At 41.4% G+C, this 17,870-nt stretch carries 16 protein-coding genes; 4 read left to right on the top strand and 12 right to left on the bottom strand.

Going from position 1 to position 17,870, the window contains the following annotated elements:
- Positions 1–59: 59 nt before the first annotated feature.
- Positions 60–1,040, bottom strand: coding sequence for an ROK family protein (locus AC0YN7_RS07405; protein ID WP_475809316.1), 981 nt, complete (start codon positions 1,038–1,040; stop codon positions 60–62).
- Between the two features lie 259 nt (positions 1,041–1,299).
- On the opposite strand from AC0YN7_RS07405, the gene AC0YN7_RS07400 reads away from it, so the two are divergent.
- A complete protein-coding gene (locus AC0YN7_RS07400) occupies positions 1,300–1,980 on the top strand; it encodes a cupin domain-containing protein (RefSeq protein ID WP_475809315.1) in 681 nt (226 codons plus the stop codon).
- A 1-nt stretch (position 1,981) separates the two neighbouring features.
- On the opposite strand, the gene AC0YN7_RS07395 is transcribed toward AC0YN7_RS07400, so the two are convergent.
- The 4 genes from AC0YN7_RS07395 to AC0YN7_RS07380 all read right to left on the bottom strand — a co-directional run bounded on the left by AC0YN7_RS07395 (position 1,982) and on the right by AC0YN7_RS07380 (position 6,087).
- Positions 1,982–2,869 (bottom strand): DMT family transporter, encoded by an 888-nt coding sequence (locus AC0YN7_RS07395; protein ID WP_475809314.1) that lies wholly within the window; start codon positions 2,867–2,869, stop codon positions 1,982–1,984.
- Positions 2,870–3,070: 201 nt separating this feature from the next.
- Positions 3,071–3,505 carry a MarR family winged helix-turn-helix transcriptional regulator gene (locus AC0YN7_RS07390; RefSeq protein WP_475809313.1) on the bottom strand — a complete coding sequence of 145 codons (435 nt, stop codon included), beginning with the start codon at positions 3,503–3,505 and terminating at the stop codon, positions 3,071–3,073.
- Positions 3,506–3,652: 147 nt separating this feature from the next.
- Positions 3,653–4,687, bottom strand: coding sequence for an NADH:flavin oxidoreductase/NADH oxidase (locus AC0YN7_RS07385; protein WP_475809312.1), 1,035 nt, complete (start codon positions 4,685–4,687; stop codon positions 3,653–3,655).
- A gap of 236 nt (positions 4,688–4,923) precedes the next feature.
- Entirely contained in the window at positions 4,924–6,087 is a 1,164-nt protein-coding gene (locus AC0YN7_RS07380) for an MFS transporter (protein WP_475809311.1), read from the bottom strand.
- Between the two features lie 131 nt (positions 6,088–6,218).
- On the opposite strand from AC0YN7_RS07380, the gene AC0YN7_RS07375 reads away from it, so the two are divergent.
- Positions 6,219–7,133 carry a LysR family transcriptional regulator gene (locus AC0YN7_RS07375; RefSeq protein WP_475809310.1) on the top strand — a complete coding sequence of 305 codons (915 nt, stop codon included), beginning with the start codon at positions 6,219–6,221 and terminating at the stop codon, positions 7,131–7,133.
- On the opposite strand, the gene AC0YN7_RS07370 is transcribed toward AC0YN7_RS07375, so the two are convergent.
- From AC0YN7_RS07370 to AC0YN7_RS07340, 7 genes are all read right to left on the bottom strand, one after another.
- Entirely contained in the window at positions 7,097–8,080 is a 984-nt protein-coding gene (locus AC0YN7_RS07370) for a FecCD family ABC transporter permease (protein ID WP_475809309.1), read from the bottom strand. The two genes, AC0YN7_RS07375 and AC0YN7_RS07370, sit on opposite strands and share 37 nt — an antisense overlap.
- Positions 8,081–9,100 (bottom strand): FecCD family ABC transporter permease, encoded by a 1,020-nt coding sequence (locus AC0YN7_RS07365; RefSeq protein WP_475809308.1) that lies wholly within the window; start codon positions 9,098–9,100, stop codon positions 8,081–8,083.
- Positions 9,101–9,123: 23 nt separating this feature from the next.
- The gene (locus AC0YN7_RS07360) at positions 9,124–10,131 is read right to left on the bottom strand and encodes an ABC transporter substrate-binding protein (RefSeq protein WP_475809307.1); all 1,008 of its coding nucleotides are present in this window, start codon (positions 10,129–10,131) and stop codon (positions 9,124–9,126) included.
- 161 nt (positions 10,132–10,292) lie between these two features.
- Positions 10,293–11,888 carry an ABC transporter substrate-binding protein gene (locus AC0YN7_RS07355; RefSeq protein ID WP_475809306.1) on the bottom strand — a complete coding sequence of 532 codons (1,596 nt, stop codon included), beginning with the start codon at positions 11,886–11,888 and terminating at the stop codon, positions 10,293–10,295.
- Between the two features lie 325 nt (positions 11,889–12,213).
- Positions 12,214–12,885, bottom strand: coding sequence for a hypothetical protein (locus AC0YN7_RS07350; protein ID WP_475809305.1), 672 nt, complete (start codon positions 12,883–12,885; stop codon positions 12,214–12,216).
- On the bottom strand, positions 12,878–13,564 hold the full coding sequence (locus tag AC0YN7_RS07345; protein ID WP_475809304.1) for a hypothetical protein: 687 nt from the start codon (positions 13,562–13,564) through the stop codon (positions 12,878–12,880). The genes AC0YN7_RS07350 and AC0YN7_RS07345 overlap by 8 nt, the downstream gene beginning before the upstream one ends.
- 14 nt (positions 13,565–13,578) lie before the next feature.
- Positions 13,579–14,208: a YhbD family protein gene (locus tag AC0YN7_RS07340; protein WP_475809303.1), complete on the bottom strand. Its 630-nt coding sequence runs from the start codon at positions 14,206–14,208 to the stop codon at positions 13,579–13,581.
- A 292-nt stretch (positions 14,209–14,500) separates the two neighbouring features.
- On the opposite strand from AC0YN7_RS07340, the gene AC0YN7_RS07335 reads away from it, so the two are divergent.
- Both AC0YN7_RS07335 and AC0YN7_RS07330 read left to right on the top strand, forming a co-directional pair.
- Positions 14,501–16,342 carry a sensor histidine kinase gene (locus tag AC0YN7_RS07335; protein WP_475809302.1) on the top strand — a complete coding sequence of 614 codons (1,842 nt, stop codon included), beginning with the start codon at positions 14,501–14,503 and terminating at the stop codon, positions 16,340–16,342.
- Entirely contained in the window at positions 16,323–17,840 is a 1,518-nt protein-coding gene (locus AC0YN7_RS07330; protein WP_475809301.1) for a response regulator transcription factor, read from the top strand. The genes AC0YN7_RS07335 and AC0YN7_RS07330 overlap by 20 nt, the downstream gene beginning before the upstream one ends.
- The last annotated feature ends 30 nt before the right edge of the window (positions 17,841–17,870 follow it).

Raw genomic sequence — 17,870 nt, 5'->3', positions numbered from 1 at the left:
GACTTAAGTGATTGCCCTTCTATAATTCCAAAGATAACTTCTTTATTGCCTTGAGCGATTTATTCCGTGCCCAAGCCTTCCAAGGCATGCAAAGAAACCGACAGGCTCGCATAATCCCCTACTTGTTCATTAAGACCTGCGGGCACAACCTGACATACAGACAAGGCATAACTTAATGCCTCACGTTGCAATTCTTCCATAACTATTGGCTCTAGAATATGTAGCTGTCTACTATAAATACTGCCAATCACAATACGCTCCGGATTAAGAATGTCCACCAATAAAGCGAGTCCTCTCCCTAGCTTTCGGCCTACTCGTTCATAAATTTCTAAAGCAAGCGGATCGCCTTGCTGGGCAGCTTCTCCAACCTTCTGAGCTGTGATCAAGGACAATTCTTGTAAGGTTCGGCAGAATGACGGCGGGTTACCCGCTTGGATTCTTTGCTGAGTCATAGCTTTCGCTAACTGAGTGATCCCGCCTCCACTGCAGAAGCCTTCAAAGGAACCTGCTTTGCCATAACCAACAGGTCCTGTGTCTTCCATCCTCATGTGGCCTACTTCACCAGCCATATCATTCGTACCACTATATAGTTTACCATCTAATATGAGTCCTGCTCCCATGCCCGTACCGAAGGTTAGAAATATCATATTGCTGCAACCTTTGCCTGCCCCCCATTTCCACTCTGCTAGAGCACAAGCATTGGCATCATTTTGCAAACCCACGGTTACCTGATATTGCTGTTTAAACGGCTCTATGATGTCAATCATATCCCAATTCGGAAGATTAGGAGGTGACAGTATAAGCCCTCGTTTGCTATCCAATGGACCTCCACAGCTAATTCCAATGGCTTCAAGGGCGCCCGGGCTATAACTTTGAAGCAATTCTTCTAAAGTAGCCAGCAACCTGTGAATCGTTTCTGTCGGAGTCGAAGGTGTTGGAAAGCTCCGTTTGACAATTAGCTCTATTTCAGCATTCATCAGCTTGCCCAAACTTACCGCGCATTTGGTGCCTCCAATATCAATTCCAGCTAATATTCTCATAATGGAAAAAGGCCTCCTCTAACAAAATGCATAACGCATGATAAATGTAAGATGTCGCTCTTGGATATCCGGTGCACTGCCTCCGCTGCCACAGACCATCACCTTCCCCTTGTGAGCATATTACGTTGACCCAGTTATCGATAGATTTCAAATGGATGAACCAACCGAGCTTTAAAATACAATCACTTTCTCTTCATCGGGCACATAAGATAACCCATCAGTCAAAGGCCTATGTTGAAATGAAGGGTAGGGAATAAAAGTGACCGTTTCTTATATAGACTATACCTCACCATCCGTACAATTTACGTACGATGTGAATACCAATACTTTTTTCAAGAAAGATAATTCAAATTTTATTAATGTTCTTTCCATCAACCAACTAAATACGTTAGGTAATGTTTCTCTGCTCGATATTTATCTGAGCACGGGAAATATAATCGAGCCCCATACCCATCAAAATGCGAGCGAATTGGTTTATTGCATTTCAGGTGCAGCCGTTGTTTCTTTGATTAATCCATTTACGAAAGAGCTTCTCAATTTCCCTATCCAGCCAGGTCAAGTTGCTAACGTACCTCAAGGCTGGTGGCATTATGAAATTGCTACCGTCGATCATACCCATTTATTAGCCATATTTGATGCTCCGATTCCTGAATTTATTGGCGGTTCTGACCTGTTGCGATTAACACCGGCGAGTGTGTTTGCTCATTCGTATTGCCTCAATGAGGAACAAGTGAAAGAAACACTAGCTCCCATTACAGAAACCGTGGTCATCGGACCACCTCTCAATTGCAATCAAACTAGAGAGCAAAATCAAACATCAGCCAATCCATCACAATCTAATCATGCTTACTACAACCAGGCGTATGGACATATGCCGCATCAAAATTTTAATTATGCGCAGCAGCAGCCTGTTATCGGCAATGGCTGGAGATATAGGTAGCTCATTTCCCACGAGAAGGCCGCTTGTTTACAAAAAAGATGCTGAGAAGAATGAACACGAGTCCTATCAGTAGTGAAAGGGTAAATGGCTCATTTAAGAAAAGGGTACCCGTCAGTATAGCTATTAATGGTATTAGAAAAGTAAATGAAGCCACCTTGCTCGCTTCGCCGGAATCCATTAACTTATAAAACACCAACCATCCGATTGCAATGACAAATATAGATATAAATAACAAAGTCAAAATAAAAGCTGGCTTCCAAGTTACGTCGGACCAGCTTTCAATACTCGATCCTAATACGGTCATGAACAAACCGCCTATAAGTAATTGAAGTGTAACTAGCCAGATCGGGTCCACGCGTGGGCCTGTTTTTTTGACATAAATCGTTCCCAATGCCCAACTGAGCGCTGATCCCAGTGCCAGCAAAATGCCTGTGACAGAAATATGGCCGGACAAGCCGCCTGCTCCGCTGCAGATGATGCCCACCCCAGCAAAACCGAGAATGAGTCCCCCAATTTTGAAACCGTTCATCCGTTCTCCGAGCCACATCCATGAAAATATGCCGACCAGTACTGGTTGAAGAAACACAATGGCTGAGAAAAGCCCTGCAGGTAAATATTCTAGACCTATCGTTTGAAGACCATAATACAAAATCACATTAACTAGTGCGGATATCAGATAAATGGCCCACGTTTCTTTGAAATGCAGGCTTTTATATCTTGGAATAGCGATTATTAAAAGTAGAATGCCTCCCAGAAGCGTTCTTGTACCTGAGAATAGTACCGGCGGCATATACGTCAACGCGAATTTTGATAAGGGCCAGTTTATTCCCCAAACGATAATTAAAAAAGCAAGCAGCAGAAAAGTTTGCAGCCTCGATAGCTTTTGCATGTATAAAACCCCTTGGTGTCAGATTCCCCTAAATTAAAACATAAAAACTATCATACGCTCCTTCCTCCGAGTTATCAATTACAATTATTATTCGCAAAAAAACCACATCATTGAATGTGGTTTGGTCCATCCTTTTGACTCCTAATGGAGCCTGCCGCCTAATAAATACGGGCGACAGGTCATTTAGTAATTAGGTAAATTCTATTGTTGTTTTGCACGAAGCATTTGTTGCAGCAGCTTTTCTATTTCATTTTCAGGAAAAGCTGCTAATAACGTTTCTTTAAAGGTTTCTTGAGCCCTGTCGATCTTGTCTTGACCTATTTGTGTCAAAGAGGTGTAGATGCTTCTGCGATCACTATCGCATGCATGCCTTTGCAAAGCTCCACAGCCTTTTGCCTCAAATCGGCTAACTAGCCTAGATAAAGCACTCTGGCTTAAACCAACCATCGACTCCAAATTTTGCAATTTCAGTTTTTTCTCCGGTGACTCAGACAAAAATAACAACAAATAAAATTCTTTTAAAGACAAGCTATGCTTTTCTTGTAAATTAGCTTCTAATTCATTCGATACGTTCATTTGTATATGCGATAATGTCAACCAGTTCGTTATAAGGTCATTGTTAAGGATATTTACCATCTTACAATTCCTCTCCAGAGCATAAAGCTATTGATGAATTTATTGAACTTTCCTTATGTTATTATAACATTAGCATTATCAATAAACGACCATACCTTTATGTTTTCATGTCTCGCACAAACACAGCACCGATTTTACTATTATTTATTATTTCTTTCTAGGAAATCCAAGTCCATATTGTTTAGGAATAGCTGTTTCTTTACTAAGTTGAACTGCAGCCTCTAATGTCCAATATGGATTTCTCAACATTCCCCGTCCTACCGCAACAAGGTCAGCTTCCTCATTGCCGATTACCGCATTGGCAAGCACTGGTTCATCCAATCTTCCGACCGCAATAACAGGAACATTTAGGCTTTGTTTATATTCTCGTGCTAACGGCACTTGATAAGCTGCATGTGTCCCTGGTTTTCCTGCAGCTGCAATAGGTCCTTCACCGCCAGCGCTGATATGGAAAATATCTGCTCCCGCTTCTTTATATACCTCGCTGAACTTCAAGCTCTCGTTAATGTCATATCCGCCCTCTACATATTCCTTAGCAGAAATACGCATGATTAAAGGCATATCTGTCGGCATTACACTTTTTGCGGCATGAATGACTTCTTTACCGAATAAAGCTCGATCTTGTCCATACTCATCAGTTCTGCGGTTTGTAAGCGGCGAATGAAACTGGTGAATGAGATAACCATGCGCTCCATGAAGCTCAATGACATCAAATCCCGCTTTGACAGCCCGTTCTACGCCCAAACGGAATTTCTCGACCATCTCTTTCACTTCCTCAGTCGTCAGCTCCCTTGGAGTTTTAGACTCAGAATTAAATGGAATGGAAGATGGAGCTACAGGAACCGCCGCGTCTTCGGCCTTGCGTCCAGCATGAGCAATTTGAATGCCTACTTTAGCGCCATAGGAATGGCATGCTTCAACAATTTTGGCCAGCGCAGGAATCTGATCATCGGACCAAATTCCGAGATCAAAATCCGAAATACGACCGTCAGGCTCAACGTCCGTCATTTCAATAATAATTAATCCTGCACCGCCGATTGCTCGACTCACATAATGTATATAATGCCAATCCGTAGCGATTCCGTCTTTGTTTTTAACAGAATATTGGCACATAGGGGGCATAACCACACGATTTTTCAGCTTTAACCCCATTGTTTCATAAGGTGTAAATAAATCCTTCACGATATCTCTCCTCTTTATATAAGATCTAAGATCAGTATGCTCATGAGCACAAACATTTAAGAAAATATCTTAATGCATGCACATGCATATAATATATTAGAAATTGAAGCTGCTGTCAACAATCATTGATACCTACTTACAGTGAAGAAAATTTGAAAATGTAGAAAGAGATAAAAGTTAAAATCCGAACGACTGCAATCTCGTTCGAATTTTCTCCAAGCAGCCTATTTATTTGTCTATCCGCCTCTAACCTCGGATTTCTCTGATACTTCACTGTTGTTAATTTGTAACTGCACACTGATCATAACCAGGATTACAACGAGCATAGTCACAAGAGCAGGTGTAAAGCTTCCCATATTGTCATAGATCAAGCCAATAACAAGAGGCCCCATTGCACCAATGATATATCCGCCACTTTGCGTCATCGCTGACCATGCGCCAGCTTCCTCAGCTGTTTTTGTTTCAACAATCGGCAGCATTAAAGCAAGCGGAAATAACCCACCTGCACCTATGCCAAGGCATATTACTGCAGGCATCATTGGCAAATGCAGCAAAAGCATTATAATACCAACAAGTTCAAATAAGCTGCAGAGCACCAGAAACAATTTGCGATTGCCAAATCGAGATACTATCGATGGCAGAGTCATGGCTACCGGTATTTGCACAATTGTAAACACCGTAAGCATCATCGCAGCGCTTGATTTACTATAACCAAAGTTATGAGCAATTGGTGATATCCAAGCTGTTAAGGAATAAAACATACTCGACATTAGCCCAAAAAACAAGGTCATTTTCATTGCGCGCTTGTTATGAATAGGAAGCTTGGAGCGCGCTGAGTGATCAGTTAATTCCTTTCGCTTAATAAGTCCCGCCCAAATGATCAATGCAACCAGCCCAAGTACAGACCAGCATGCAAGTGTTAGGGAAAGGCTCTGATTCGTACGTGTATAAATTGGAATGGAAAACGCCGAAGCTATTCCTGCACCAACTGTCATCGATACAGAATACACGCTCACAATACCTGGATTTTTTGGGAAGTATTTTTTAATAAAACCAGACAATAACGGTCCAGCTATGCTGATGCCTGTCCCTGCGATAACAGCGGTTATAATCAGCATAGCTCCCGAGCTTCCAACACCTCGCAAAGCAGTTGCAACCGTAATAAGAATTAAAGCTATAAAAATGGTGCGTTCCAGTCCTAAGCGATCACGAATAGTAGTCGCCAAAACAGCAAACACACCCATACATAATACAGGAAGCGTAGTCAACAAGCTTGCCGTTAAGCCACTCATACCTAAGCTTGTTTGTATAGTCTCCAGTAATGGAGCAACAGATGTAATGGCTGGTCTCAAATTCAATGCTGCCAAAAAAATCGCAAGTAATAAATAATATTTTCCCATCTGACTTCTGTGTCACTCCTCTATTTTTTTCAATTTAAGTAACTTGAGTATAGAGGTTGATTAAACATTGATCAATACTATCATTTCTATTATTATAATAGTAATTATCTATTATAATAAGGGGCATTTCGATGGACACTCGACATATTCATTATTTTTTAGCCGTTTGTGAGCATCTACATTTTACAAAAGCAGCCAATGATCTTGGAATCAGTCAGCCAACGCTAAGCCAACAGATTCGTGTACTTGAGGACGAACTTGGAACGCCGCTTTTTGACCGAATAGGCAAAAAAATTGTTTTAACAGAAGCTGGGTCACTGCTGCGCCTCCATGGAGGGAAAATGCTTCAAGCAGAGCAGGATGCAAAAAAAAGTATACTTGAGCTCTCTTCAGGAGAACGAGGAACTATCCGTCTCGGTGTTCTCCCTTCAGATTTGGATTTCCAGCTAGTACCCTTGTTTATTCATTTTCATCAGAAGTTTCCTGCTGTACAGCTCCAAGCTTTTTCGACGCTCCGTATCCAAGAAGAGGTTCTCGGCAATAAGGTGGATATTGGCATTGGACTAAGAAGTACATCGGACACTCGATTAGTACAAGTACCTCTTGGTTCGGAACCTTATCATTTGCTTGCTTCCACCATAAATCCGCTAGCTGACAAGAAGGAAATTAAACTTCACGAATTAGAACATCTCCCTATAGTCATGTATCCTCGAGGCTTTCTTGGACGTGATCTTGTAGAGGATGTATGCAGAGAGCAAGGGTTTTCCTTAACGACTGTTATGGAAACAAGTACAGCTACTTCACTTCTTCAACTCGTCCGTGCCGGTATAGGCGCTACAATTCAGCCTAGAAATATGCTGAAAGGCCTGCCGAATCACAATGATATCGTATCCATTCCTATTACTGAACACACGCCATTTCGCCATTTAGAGCTAGTATATCGTTCCGACCGTTTTATAAGCCATGCTCAAAAACAGCTGGCAGAATGGCTCATCGATTTTTTCGGCTCCTATTTCGCTGATATCCTGCCTCTCAAAAGCAAATAAACAAAATACGGGGCACCGATCAACGATGTAATAATACCTACAGGAATTTCTATCGGCGCTATCACAATACGTCCTACCGTGTCGGCAAGAACAACTAAAGCTGCCCCTAGTACAGCTGAAGTGGGCAAGCTCAGACGAAAGTCAGATCCGACCAATAATCTTGCGAGATGAGGGATTATTAGACCGATAAACCCAATCGTACCAGCAACCGCCACCGCACTCCCAGCTAACGAAACTGCGATAATAATCATCATCAGCCTTGTCCGATTAATTTTCGAACCTAAGCCGACTACTGTATCTTCACTTAGCAGAAGAACATTTAACTGACGGTAACTCAGTAGGGCTGCTATTGTGCCTACAACTGTCCATGGCCATATAAGATCCACATGCTCCCATGTGCGAGCATATAAGCTGCCTTTGAGCCAGACAAGTGCCTGCGCCGCAGTTGGGGCAAACTTCACAATCATTAATGTGATAAGAGCCTGTAAGCCACTGCTCACAGCGACTCCGCAAAGCACAAGGCGATCAGGTTTAATTCCTTTTTTATATGCCAATAAGAAAATAAGCAAACCCGCACATATTGCACCGCCAAACGCGAAGAAAGGTAGCATATTTTGTGAAAATTGAGGAAATGCCAGTATGAGGATGACCGTGGCCAACCCGCCTCCGGCGGTTATCCCGATGACATCGGGTGCGGCAAGAGGATTTCTTGTGACACCTTGCAGCATGGCACCGGCTATTGACATGTTGATACCAACACATTTGGCAATAATCAGACGTGGCAGCCGATAATCAAAAACAATACCTTCTCTCTGGGTAATCTCTTCTACTAACTGACTAAATGGAATGTTTACAGCCCCGAGACGCAAACTAAGCACGATAAATATGAGTAAGAGTAGACTTCCTACAAAAATAGTAAGCCTAAAACGCTGTTTTTTATTATTCATTTAACTATCCCCCTTTTTCCGGCGCATCAGATATAGAAAGAAGGGGGTACCTAAAAGTGCAGTAACAATTCCAACAGGTGTATCTGTAGGATACAAGACCCATTGCCCGCCTATATCAGCGGCAAGGAGCAGACAAGCTCCGGCTAATGCTGATAAAGGAAACACGACTCGATAGTCCGTCCCAACTAGTGACCTGACCATATGGGGAACCATTAAGCCCACGAATCCGATTGGGCCTGCAAGGGCTACCGCTCCGCCTATAATGACAATAATGATGCAAAAAGCGAATTTGCGGAGGCGAGCCACATTTTGCCCAAGTCCCATAGCCACATCCTCACCCAATGAAAAAATATTAAAGGACTTTGCAAACAATAAACCTATCAAAGTACCAGGAACAACACAAAATAGACTTAGCTTTACATCTATCCATGTGGCTCCTGATAGCTTGCCAGCCATCCAGTATAATATTTCGGATAAGCTATCTTCATTAAGTATTAAGAATCCAGTCGTTAAAGAGCCCATGAATAAGGCGATTGAAACTCCCGCTAGCAACAGACGAGTTCCTGAATAGCCTCCACGTTGAGACAAAATAAAAACAAGACTCCCTCCCACAGCAGCACCGATAAAGCCAGCAATGAGAATTGTGACCGATACATCCTCCAGTCCGAACAAAACCAATGATAAAACAACAAAAAAGCATGCCCCTTGATTAATACCTATAATTTCTGGATCAGCTAATGGGTTCCTTGTTATTCCTTGCAACAGGCACCCCGCAACAGCTAAGCCGGCGCCTAGTATGATAGCCAACACAACTCGCGGAAGTCGGACTCCCCAAACTTTATAGGCCAGTAAATTCGATTCTTCTCGATTCAACAAGTCCGACCAATTACTCCAATTTAGCCCTTTCACACCGGCAAAGGTGCCAATAACTCCTAAAACAATTACGAGTACAAACAATCCTACGAACAGATAGGGAGCAGACTTTGTCTGCTCCCGCATGCCCGAATGCAGTTGTTTCACTGCTCCACCTCCCGGGTATGATATTATTTATCGCCTGCCATTATTTCCAATGCTTGATCAATTATGAGTTCTGCCGCACGTGGTCCGCGGCCTTTAGACCAAAGATCCCGACTCACTATAATAGCTTTATTCTCTTTAACCGACTTTAAGTTTTTATAGATTGGATTTGCCAGCCATTTTTCAGGTTCTCCATAAACAAAGAGATAGTCAGGGTTAAATTCGCCAAGCCGTTCAAGACTAAGTTTAGCAATATCTGTTTTACTTTCGGCAGCCGTATTATCCTTTTCACCTTCAAACAAATAATTAGTTCCAATCCCACTTAGCAGTGAACCTACGAATGAATTTTTAAGCCATACTGTTGATTCATCTTCAAACGCACCAACAACCAAAACACTAGGAGCCGTCTTCATCTTTTCCATACCTTGCTTAATTTTGGACTCAATATTTTGCTTCACCTTTTCACCTTGTTCTTTTTTGCCAACCACATCAGCAAGTAGGCTTAGATTAGCCAATACTTCCTCGTAATTGTCATCGTCAAAAGCAATGGTGGGCGCAATATCAGAGAGTTGATCCTTAATCATCTCGTGTCGATCTGGATTCGCGATAATGAGATCAGGCTTCACGGATGTGAGTACTTCCAGATTCGGCTGTTTCGCTTGACCTACATTGGTGATGCTTGACGCGTCTAATTTATCAACGAGATAATCGGGAAAGCCAGACTCCCCTATCCCTACTGTAGCGATAGGCTGAATATCAAGAACACTTAACATATCGATAAATGCATAGTCCAGTGCGACGATCTTAATTGGTGTTCCTTTTATCGTCGTTTCACCCCATGCGTGCTTAATAATCTTCTCTTGTGACGCATTTCCTGTATCAGAAGGCTGTGGTGTCGCTACTGTTCCACTAGAATTATTCGTGCTGCCAGCATTCGTACTTGAACTCTCCTTATTATTCCCATTACAACCAGCCAATAATAAAAGACTCAAAATAACAACAATTGAAACTGTTGATTTTTTCATACCAAACATCGTTCATTCTCCCCCTAAAGCTTTTCTGTTCTTCTCACACTTTCAAGTAGTATTGAGTATCATTCTCATTTGTATGCTTAACAGATTATAAACGGTAGACTTCAATTAAACCATGAACAATTTTGTTCCGTTTTTTGAAGCTTTTTGTTATTTGAGAACTTTCATCGGGGAAGGAGCAAGTTCAAGACATTGTCAATCATCAGATCATGACTTAATGCTGAATAATCAATCCATGGAAACATGTCTATCATATACCATTGATGATTTCGTACCGCTGTAGATTGTTTCCATTCTACACTTTCTTGTACATGCTGCCATAACTTCTGATCGGCTGCTTTGGATGAACACATCATGAAGATAATGTCAGCGTCATACTTCGGCAGTTCCTCAATTAATATTGTTTTTCTCCAATTAATCCCCTTCACTTCCTGCGGCGGGGTTATTTGAAGATCTTGATATAATACACAGCCCATATTACGGTCCATTCCATATACTCGTAGCTTACCGCCAATAATTCTCAGTATAAGTGCTGTTTTATCACCTATCTCCGCTCTTAAGGCTTCCTTAGCCTGTATCGCTTTTTTGTCGTATCGGTGCATCCATGCTTTTGCTTCCTTATGTTTCCCCATAATGTTCGCAATCTGTAGAAATCTCTCTCTCCATTCCGACTCCCAGTAGGAAATAACAACCGTTGGAGCGATTTGCGATAGGTCTTTGTTCTGCTCCCCCCATTCACGATTACTAACAATAATGTCAGGCTGGAATCGAATCAAGTCATCTAGTTTATGCGGATCATAGGACACAATTAGATGGGAATTTTTCAATTGATCTTTAAGGTGAAAATGATTCCAATTTGATAATCGAACAGATACATGAGGCGTCACTCCCAAGGCTAACAGATCACCGTTAAAGCTATGCCGCATAATAGCAATTTTCTTTTGATGCGTTCTCAAGTAATGAGCTGGGCTGTTCCCTGTTTCTTTCTTAAACATTCGGCTAAAATAAGACTCTTCATTGTACCCTACCGATTGAGCAATATTCTGGAAAGAACTATTAGACAGGAGTAACAATTCTTTAGCGCGTTCTATCCGCAGCTTGGTGATATAGGATGTCAAGTTGACTCCCTTGATCTTCTTAAATAAACGGGAATAATAACTCGGGCTATAGCCTGCCATTTGGGATAGAAGCTCAAGTGAAGTCATTTTCATATAATTCTCTTTCAAGTAGTCGAAGGTAAGCTCCATCCCCTTTATCGAATCATCCGTTGGTTCTTGAATTTCCTTCATGACCATGTAGATGAATTCCATGAACAAGCTTGTTTGCCGATATTCCCTAAGATCAGCCTGTTCTTCTGTACTTTCATACAATTGTTCTAACAAACGGAGCACCTGCAATTGATTCCCGACATATACCTCTCCCTCAATCGGAAATTCAATCCCTTCCTCCTTAAACAACTGCCATTTTCCGTTCGTTCGATACCGACTCCTGTACGAATAAGAGATCATATAGAACTCCATCGGTTCTAGTGGCTTAGATGTGGCTTGAACTTTTTTTCCTTTCTTCAGAAAAAATGTTTTGCCCGCCTCAGCTAGATGGGTTTCTCCATTAATGCTTAAGGTACCAGTACCTCTATTAACAAACATAATTTGATAGGTTGATAGAAAATGTGAGTCCAGCCGCCATTCATCTGTACATAGAATGTGCTCGACGCGGGAGACATGAAATATCATCTCATTTAATTGTTTAAATATGTTCATTGTTCATTCCTTCCCAAACCGTTCAATTATAGAAGGTCTTCCATAATGACTATTATAACAAAAAAGGCAAGCCGAAGTGCTTATACGACTGTGCGCTTGATATCCTTTTTTTGGTTATTAATTTTCACTTCGACTCCATACCTAACTAGACTGAAGTTACTACAAGACTCTATTTATGTCGACTGACCAAAAGTATCATAACTGTAATCTCGGCAAAAATGCCAAAACCCTTGATTTCTCAGTGGTTTTGGCATTTGTTTCATGCTCGTATCTAGTTTGCTCGTATTACTCACGCTATGCCATCTATGCTTCATCAACATTTAAATCACAGCTTTACCTGTTGCTTCACAATTGCGTTCTTGTGGACCTTCAGTGTATCTCTGTACTCCACCATCTCAATTTCACAATCCGTACCTACGATTACATGTTCACCTCTAACCATATCAGCCTTCGTATACTGGAGCTCCACACTGTCCCCTTCTATTAATCCAGCATTAAAAAAGGCCACTTCCGTATTCTTCATCAGCTTCAGAAGTCTACCAGCTTTGCTTCGTTTGATTTTAATCATGCTGCCGCCAACCTCCTTGGCACCGCTAGGACCGAACAAACTTATAACTAGACGGTCCGCATTCAGCAATCCATCCACACTGGCTGCGCCGGAAAGCTGCAGCTCCTCCGCTTCACAATCACCCTTTACATCTAGGTTTCCAGAAAAATTTAACCGATCTATCCTTAGCCCCTCAGTTGTCTTCACCTCACCCCGACCTCGCAAGGAAAGTCCGTCAAGGCTGCCATTAACGATACATTCGCCTGTTATCTTTATATCTTTCGCTCGGAGGCTTCCAGCTATATGTGCTTGCCCAGTCAAGCTCAGCTTATGGCAATCTACATCCCCGTTAAATTGACACTCTCCTGTTATGTGTACATTTTCATAAAAGCCGCCCGCTGACGTTGTCGTGCCTAGTATTTTCAATTGAGTCCGGATCAGTTCAGTCATTCAACTTCTCCTCCTTCACAATTTTCGCACCAGGGTGAACGGTTAGCTTCGATCGATATTCTACACGTCCAATAGAGCAGCCTTGGCCGATATTTACGACATTGCCCCTAACAATATCCGCAGTCGTAAATTCCAAGTCAATATAATCTCCCTCAATTACCCCTGCACGCAGCTCGGATTTTAATTTCGGAATCATGCCGCTCCAGAGCTTACTCCAGACACCCTTCTTCTCTTGCCGGATAACAAGGCTTTCCACACCAATCTCACCGACTTTCCCCTGCCCATAGAGGCAGAATTCTACTTGGCCCGCACTTAGCAAACCTCCGACCGAGAAGCCTCCCCTGCCAGTAAAATTCTCAAGCTCACAATCGCCCTTTATACTCATCATTCCGTTCAGTGTACAGCTTTCGCCACTAAGACCGCCCCCGATTGTAAGCATACCGTCAGCCTTCATATTTCCAAATCGCAGATTGCCCTTCACTTTCATCCTGCCATTACATTCCATTTCCTCTGCCGTAATGTCAGCATTCAAATGCATAAGCCCGTTCCCTCTAAAATTACGCGTCACTATTGAGCCACTGACGTTGCCAACACCATCTATATTAACGTTATCGTACGTTCCTCCTCCCGCACCACTAACCCCGTTTATAATCAAATCCGACGTCTGATTTTTCTCCATAACCCTTCCCTCCATTAAGAAAGCTTACCTTTTAATTGTTCTATTAAATCTCCATGACTTAGTTTAGCAACAAGTCGGACACCTTCGTCAAATACTAATTCAGTTGGCGAATGCGCCATAATAAAGGAGGTTACCCCCATTTTCCGGATAAAAAAGAGATCCCAGCTTTTCCCCTCAAACTTCGCAGCCTTCTCCTTCAAAGTTTGAAAGAGCAGCTCTGCTTCATCCAAACTCAATTCCCCTCTACTAAGAAGGTGATCAACAGTATATAAATGAACCAGCTGTTCGAAAGTATGTTTTCCTTCCATACTCGACAACTCGCCGAACTTTTTCAAAGTAACCAACGAAACAATGTTACGTTCTTCAATTTCTCCAGCCGTTAATGTAGTACCTTTAAATGAAGAAATATCGGATAACTTACCCGCTAGTTCATCTAAAGAAAGATCGTCCTTCATATTTATAATATTATCGATACGGGCTAGAATACTTTGTTTAGGAAAAAAGGTTTCCTGCCCTGTAAATGTAGATTTACGAATAAACCACTCATCCGGAATCAGCTTCTTTCGCTTCCAACGATACAATTGTCCATACGAAATACCGGTTAAATCCAGCAGCTCCTTTTTTGAAATCAAGTCCTTATCCATTAAATCACCTCGACATGATCGTAACATAACACTGTTACGTTGTAAATGCGAACTGCTAACATTATGCGATTTGCATTACTAACAGAAAAAACAAAAAAACGAACCCTAGGTTCGCTTATTTGAATCTAAAATTTAACTAAGAACTTTTAACAATCGACTGCCTATTCAATTCAATTTATATGGTATTCTGTCATAAGCGATATTAAAGAGACCTATTTTGGAAAAATATGATTACGTGTACGGTTTCGTGAGCCGCATCACCATTGATAGACAATCTAGAGGAGGATTTCAGATGCTGCACCGCTATTTATTCAAGCCATTTCATCGGACAACGTTCCGAAGCAAGCTCGTTTTAACGTATCTAATCATTATAGTCATTCCCGTTATATTGGCTTTATTCCTATCGGGGCTACAATTGTACAAGCAAACCAATTCCGATTATGAAGACATTCTGACACAACTAAACACCCGAACGAACGTCACGATTGACGACTTTATCAATAATCTCTCACGCAATACTTTTTTTTATTTAACGGAGACCAGGCTGAACACCATTATGCAGAAAACAAAGCCTACTTTCGATAAGCAAAAAATCGACGATTCGAATTATATGCATAGCTCTCTGGAGCAGTTCGTCTTGATCAATGGCAATATTGCTATGATATCTGTACTTGCGCCTAATGGGAATATCTATGGTAGCAAACCAGAAAAAGCCGTAGAAATAGTGAACACAATCCACGACATTGGAAAAGAAAAACTTAAAACAAGCAATTTTGTTGTATCTGTCCCATTACGGCCAGGGACGATGGAGCATAAAAACGAGCATATATCTATCGTACGTTATTTATCTGATCTCAATTCCAGAAATAATAGAGAAGGCTACGCGAAGATCGACATTTATTATAATGCTATCGAGAACATGCTGGGTGGCATATCGTCAAAAGAGGATTTGAAATTCGGTACAATCGTCCTCTCCGAAGATACAATCATCTACAAATCTGATGGCCGCATCAACCAATTCAATGAGCCTGAAACAGCTCAGCTCCAGACGCCATTTAAGGATTTAACCGTAGGTACTGATCATATTTCTCAAGTGGAGTGGAACAAGCAATTATATATGGTTAGCGGAAGTATTAACCCTGTAACCGGATGGAAGATCATACAATACATTCCGGTTAATCAAATATACAATACTTTTTTAAGCAATACGCTAAATTATGTTCTCTTCAGCGTATTGGCCTTAATTGCATCGTTGACGTTTGCTTTTTTCTTTCATAATTATTTTATTAACCCTATCCTAAAATTAAGTAGTTCTATGAAAACAATAGATACCGATCATTTGTATAAAGTCATGCCATGGAGTGATCGAGAGGATGAAATTGGACGACTTATTAATAGCTATAACGCGATGATCGAACGCTTGAAATCGAGTAGAGAATCAGAAATAATGTCTAGTCATCTGCAAAAAACAGCCGAGCTTAAAATGCTGCAGTCTCAGATTAACCCCCATTTCTTGTATAACACGTTGAATACGATCCATTCGATTTCCGAGCTTCATCGAATCGATACGATTTCAATCATGACTAAGAGCTTATCCAGCATCTATCGCTACAATATTAAGCATGGGGATGAAGTTACGATAGAGAAAGAGCTAGAGCAGATCGATAACTACATCAAAATTCAGCAAATTCGTTTCTATAATAAATTCCTCGTAGAATACGAAATAAGCCCAGAGGTTCTTAACTACAAACTTTTGAAATTTTTGATCCAACCGATAATTGAAAACTCATTTTATCACGGATTAGAGCCAAAGGGCGGGGAAGGCACACTAAGGCTAACGATCAAGCAGCGAAAACATTTCCTTTTCATACGTATTCAAGATAACGGTGTCGGAATAAAGGAAGACAAGCTCAATGAATTAAAGGCACTTTTTGGAGAGAGTCACTCTCACTCTATCATCAACAATGAATCAGAGCGCAACTTTGGACTTAGCAATGTCCATTCTCGTATTAAGTATTTCTATGGCGAGAGCTATGGGATACAGGTAGCCAGCAGTGAAAATAAAGGAACTTCTATTACCATTCATATACCAATCAACAAGGAGATGTACAACATTGAAAATTCTAGTGGCTGATGACGAATTTTTTGCTAGAAAAGCCGTCTTACAGATGGTTTCTGACTGGGACGACAAGGTTCAGGTATTGGAGGCGGAAGACGGTAATTATGCACTAGAGGCGCTCAAAGCCTCCCATCTTGATCTAGTTCTTACAGATATCCGCATGCCTGGATTGGACGGCATCGAGTTATCTGCCTATATTCATCTCCATTATCCACAAACCTCTGTTATTATCATTAGCGGATATGACGACTTCTCTTATGCCAAGGAAGCTATTCGTTATAAAGTGGAGCATTATTTACTAAAGCCTATTGATCGGCAGGAATTATATCCCTTACTTAATCAAATAAAAGAACGTTTTGAAGTTAGTTCAGAATCTAAAAGAGAACTAGCTCTAATCAACTATCTATATGGAGAAAAGAATTCTGCTATTCCCTCATTTGCAACTGATGAGAAGATTCAGTGGTATCAGACGTTCGTAATTTGGCAAAACCCTCTGCAAAACGAATACCTGAAGGATAGGCTCAAGAAGGAAATGTCTCTGAGCGGCTATGATCTTGTTGTAACGAGCGATAAGCATCATAAACAGCTGTTAATCATATTGATTCTTTGCAGGCATGATGCTGTGAAGCAACAACTAAGCGGGCCGCGCTTCGGGTGTAATACCATCATACGGCAATGGCTAAAAGAACCAGATAGTTCCTGCCTTGCCGTTGGGAGCAGTCCCGCCTCATCGGATTTACTAGCTTTAGACGAATCTTACATGGAAGCACGGCTCGCGGCCTTGCAAAGTCTCATAACCGCTACTAGAGAGATTGTAAGCAGTGCTGAAATATCGACAACCTTCACTTATGACGCCCAGCTGATTAAGGAATGGACAGACCGTTTCAACCGTAAAATAGTAAGCTATCAACTAAAAGATGCAGACGAGATGATTCATACCTGGATCAAGACAGCCTCAGAGCAGCGGTTTTCAGTATATATGATTCAAGATTGGTTCGCTGCTACGGTCAATCTCCTGAATACGCTTATTGATCGCAGCAGCGAGGAGTCCGCCACCGTTCCTTTTATTAGGCAGCGCAGCTTATTCGAATATACTTCTATTCATGAATTACAGCAGAAGCTAATAAAGAAGCTGCATATCGTGTGTGAGCAATTAAAGCAAGTGTCAGACAAAATGGATATTATCGAAAATATAAAAAAAGAAGTGGATATTCACTATAAACAACGAATCATGCTAGAGGATTTAGCGAAGAACAAGTACTTTGTAGATCCAAGTTATCTGAGCCGTCTATTCAAAAGAAAAAGCGGGATGGGTTTTGCTAACTACTTGCTCTCTGTGCGGATGGAGAAGGCCAAGCAAATGCTTGAAAGCTACACGGAGCTTTCCGTCTCAGAGGTTGCAAGTGAAGTAGGCTTTAACGATTACTCTTACTTTATCCAAATGTATAAAAAATGTTATGGCGAAACACCTGGGAAATACAGAAACAAAAAAAACCTGTTTGAATTGGAATGAGAAAAAGAGAATAATCAAAATATTAAGCAG

This window comes from Paenibacillus sp. J31R122 (assembly GCF_056269185.1).
This window is presented reverse-complemented; position numbering and strand designations above follow the sequence as displayed.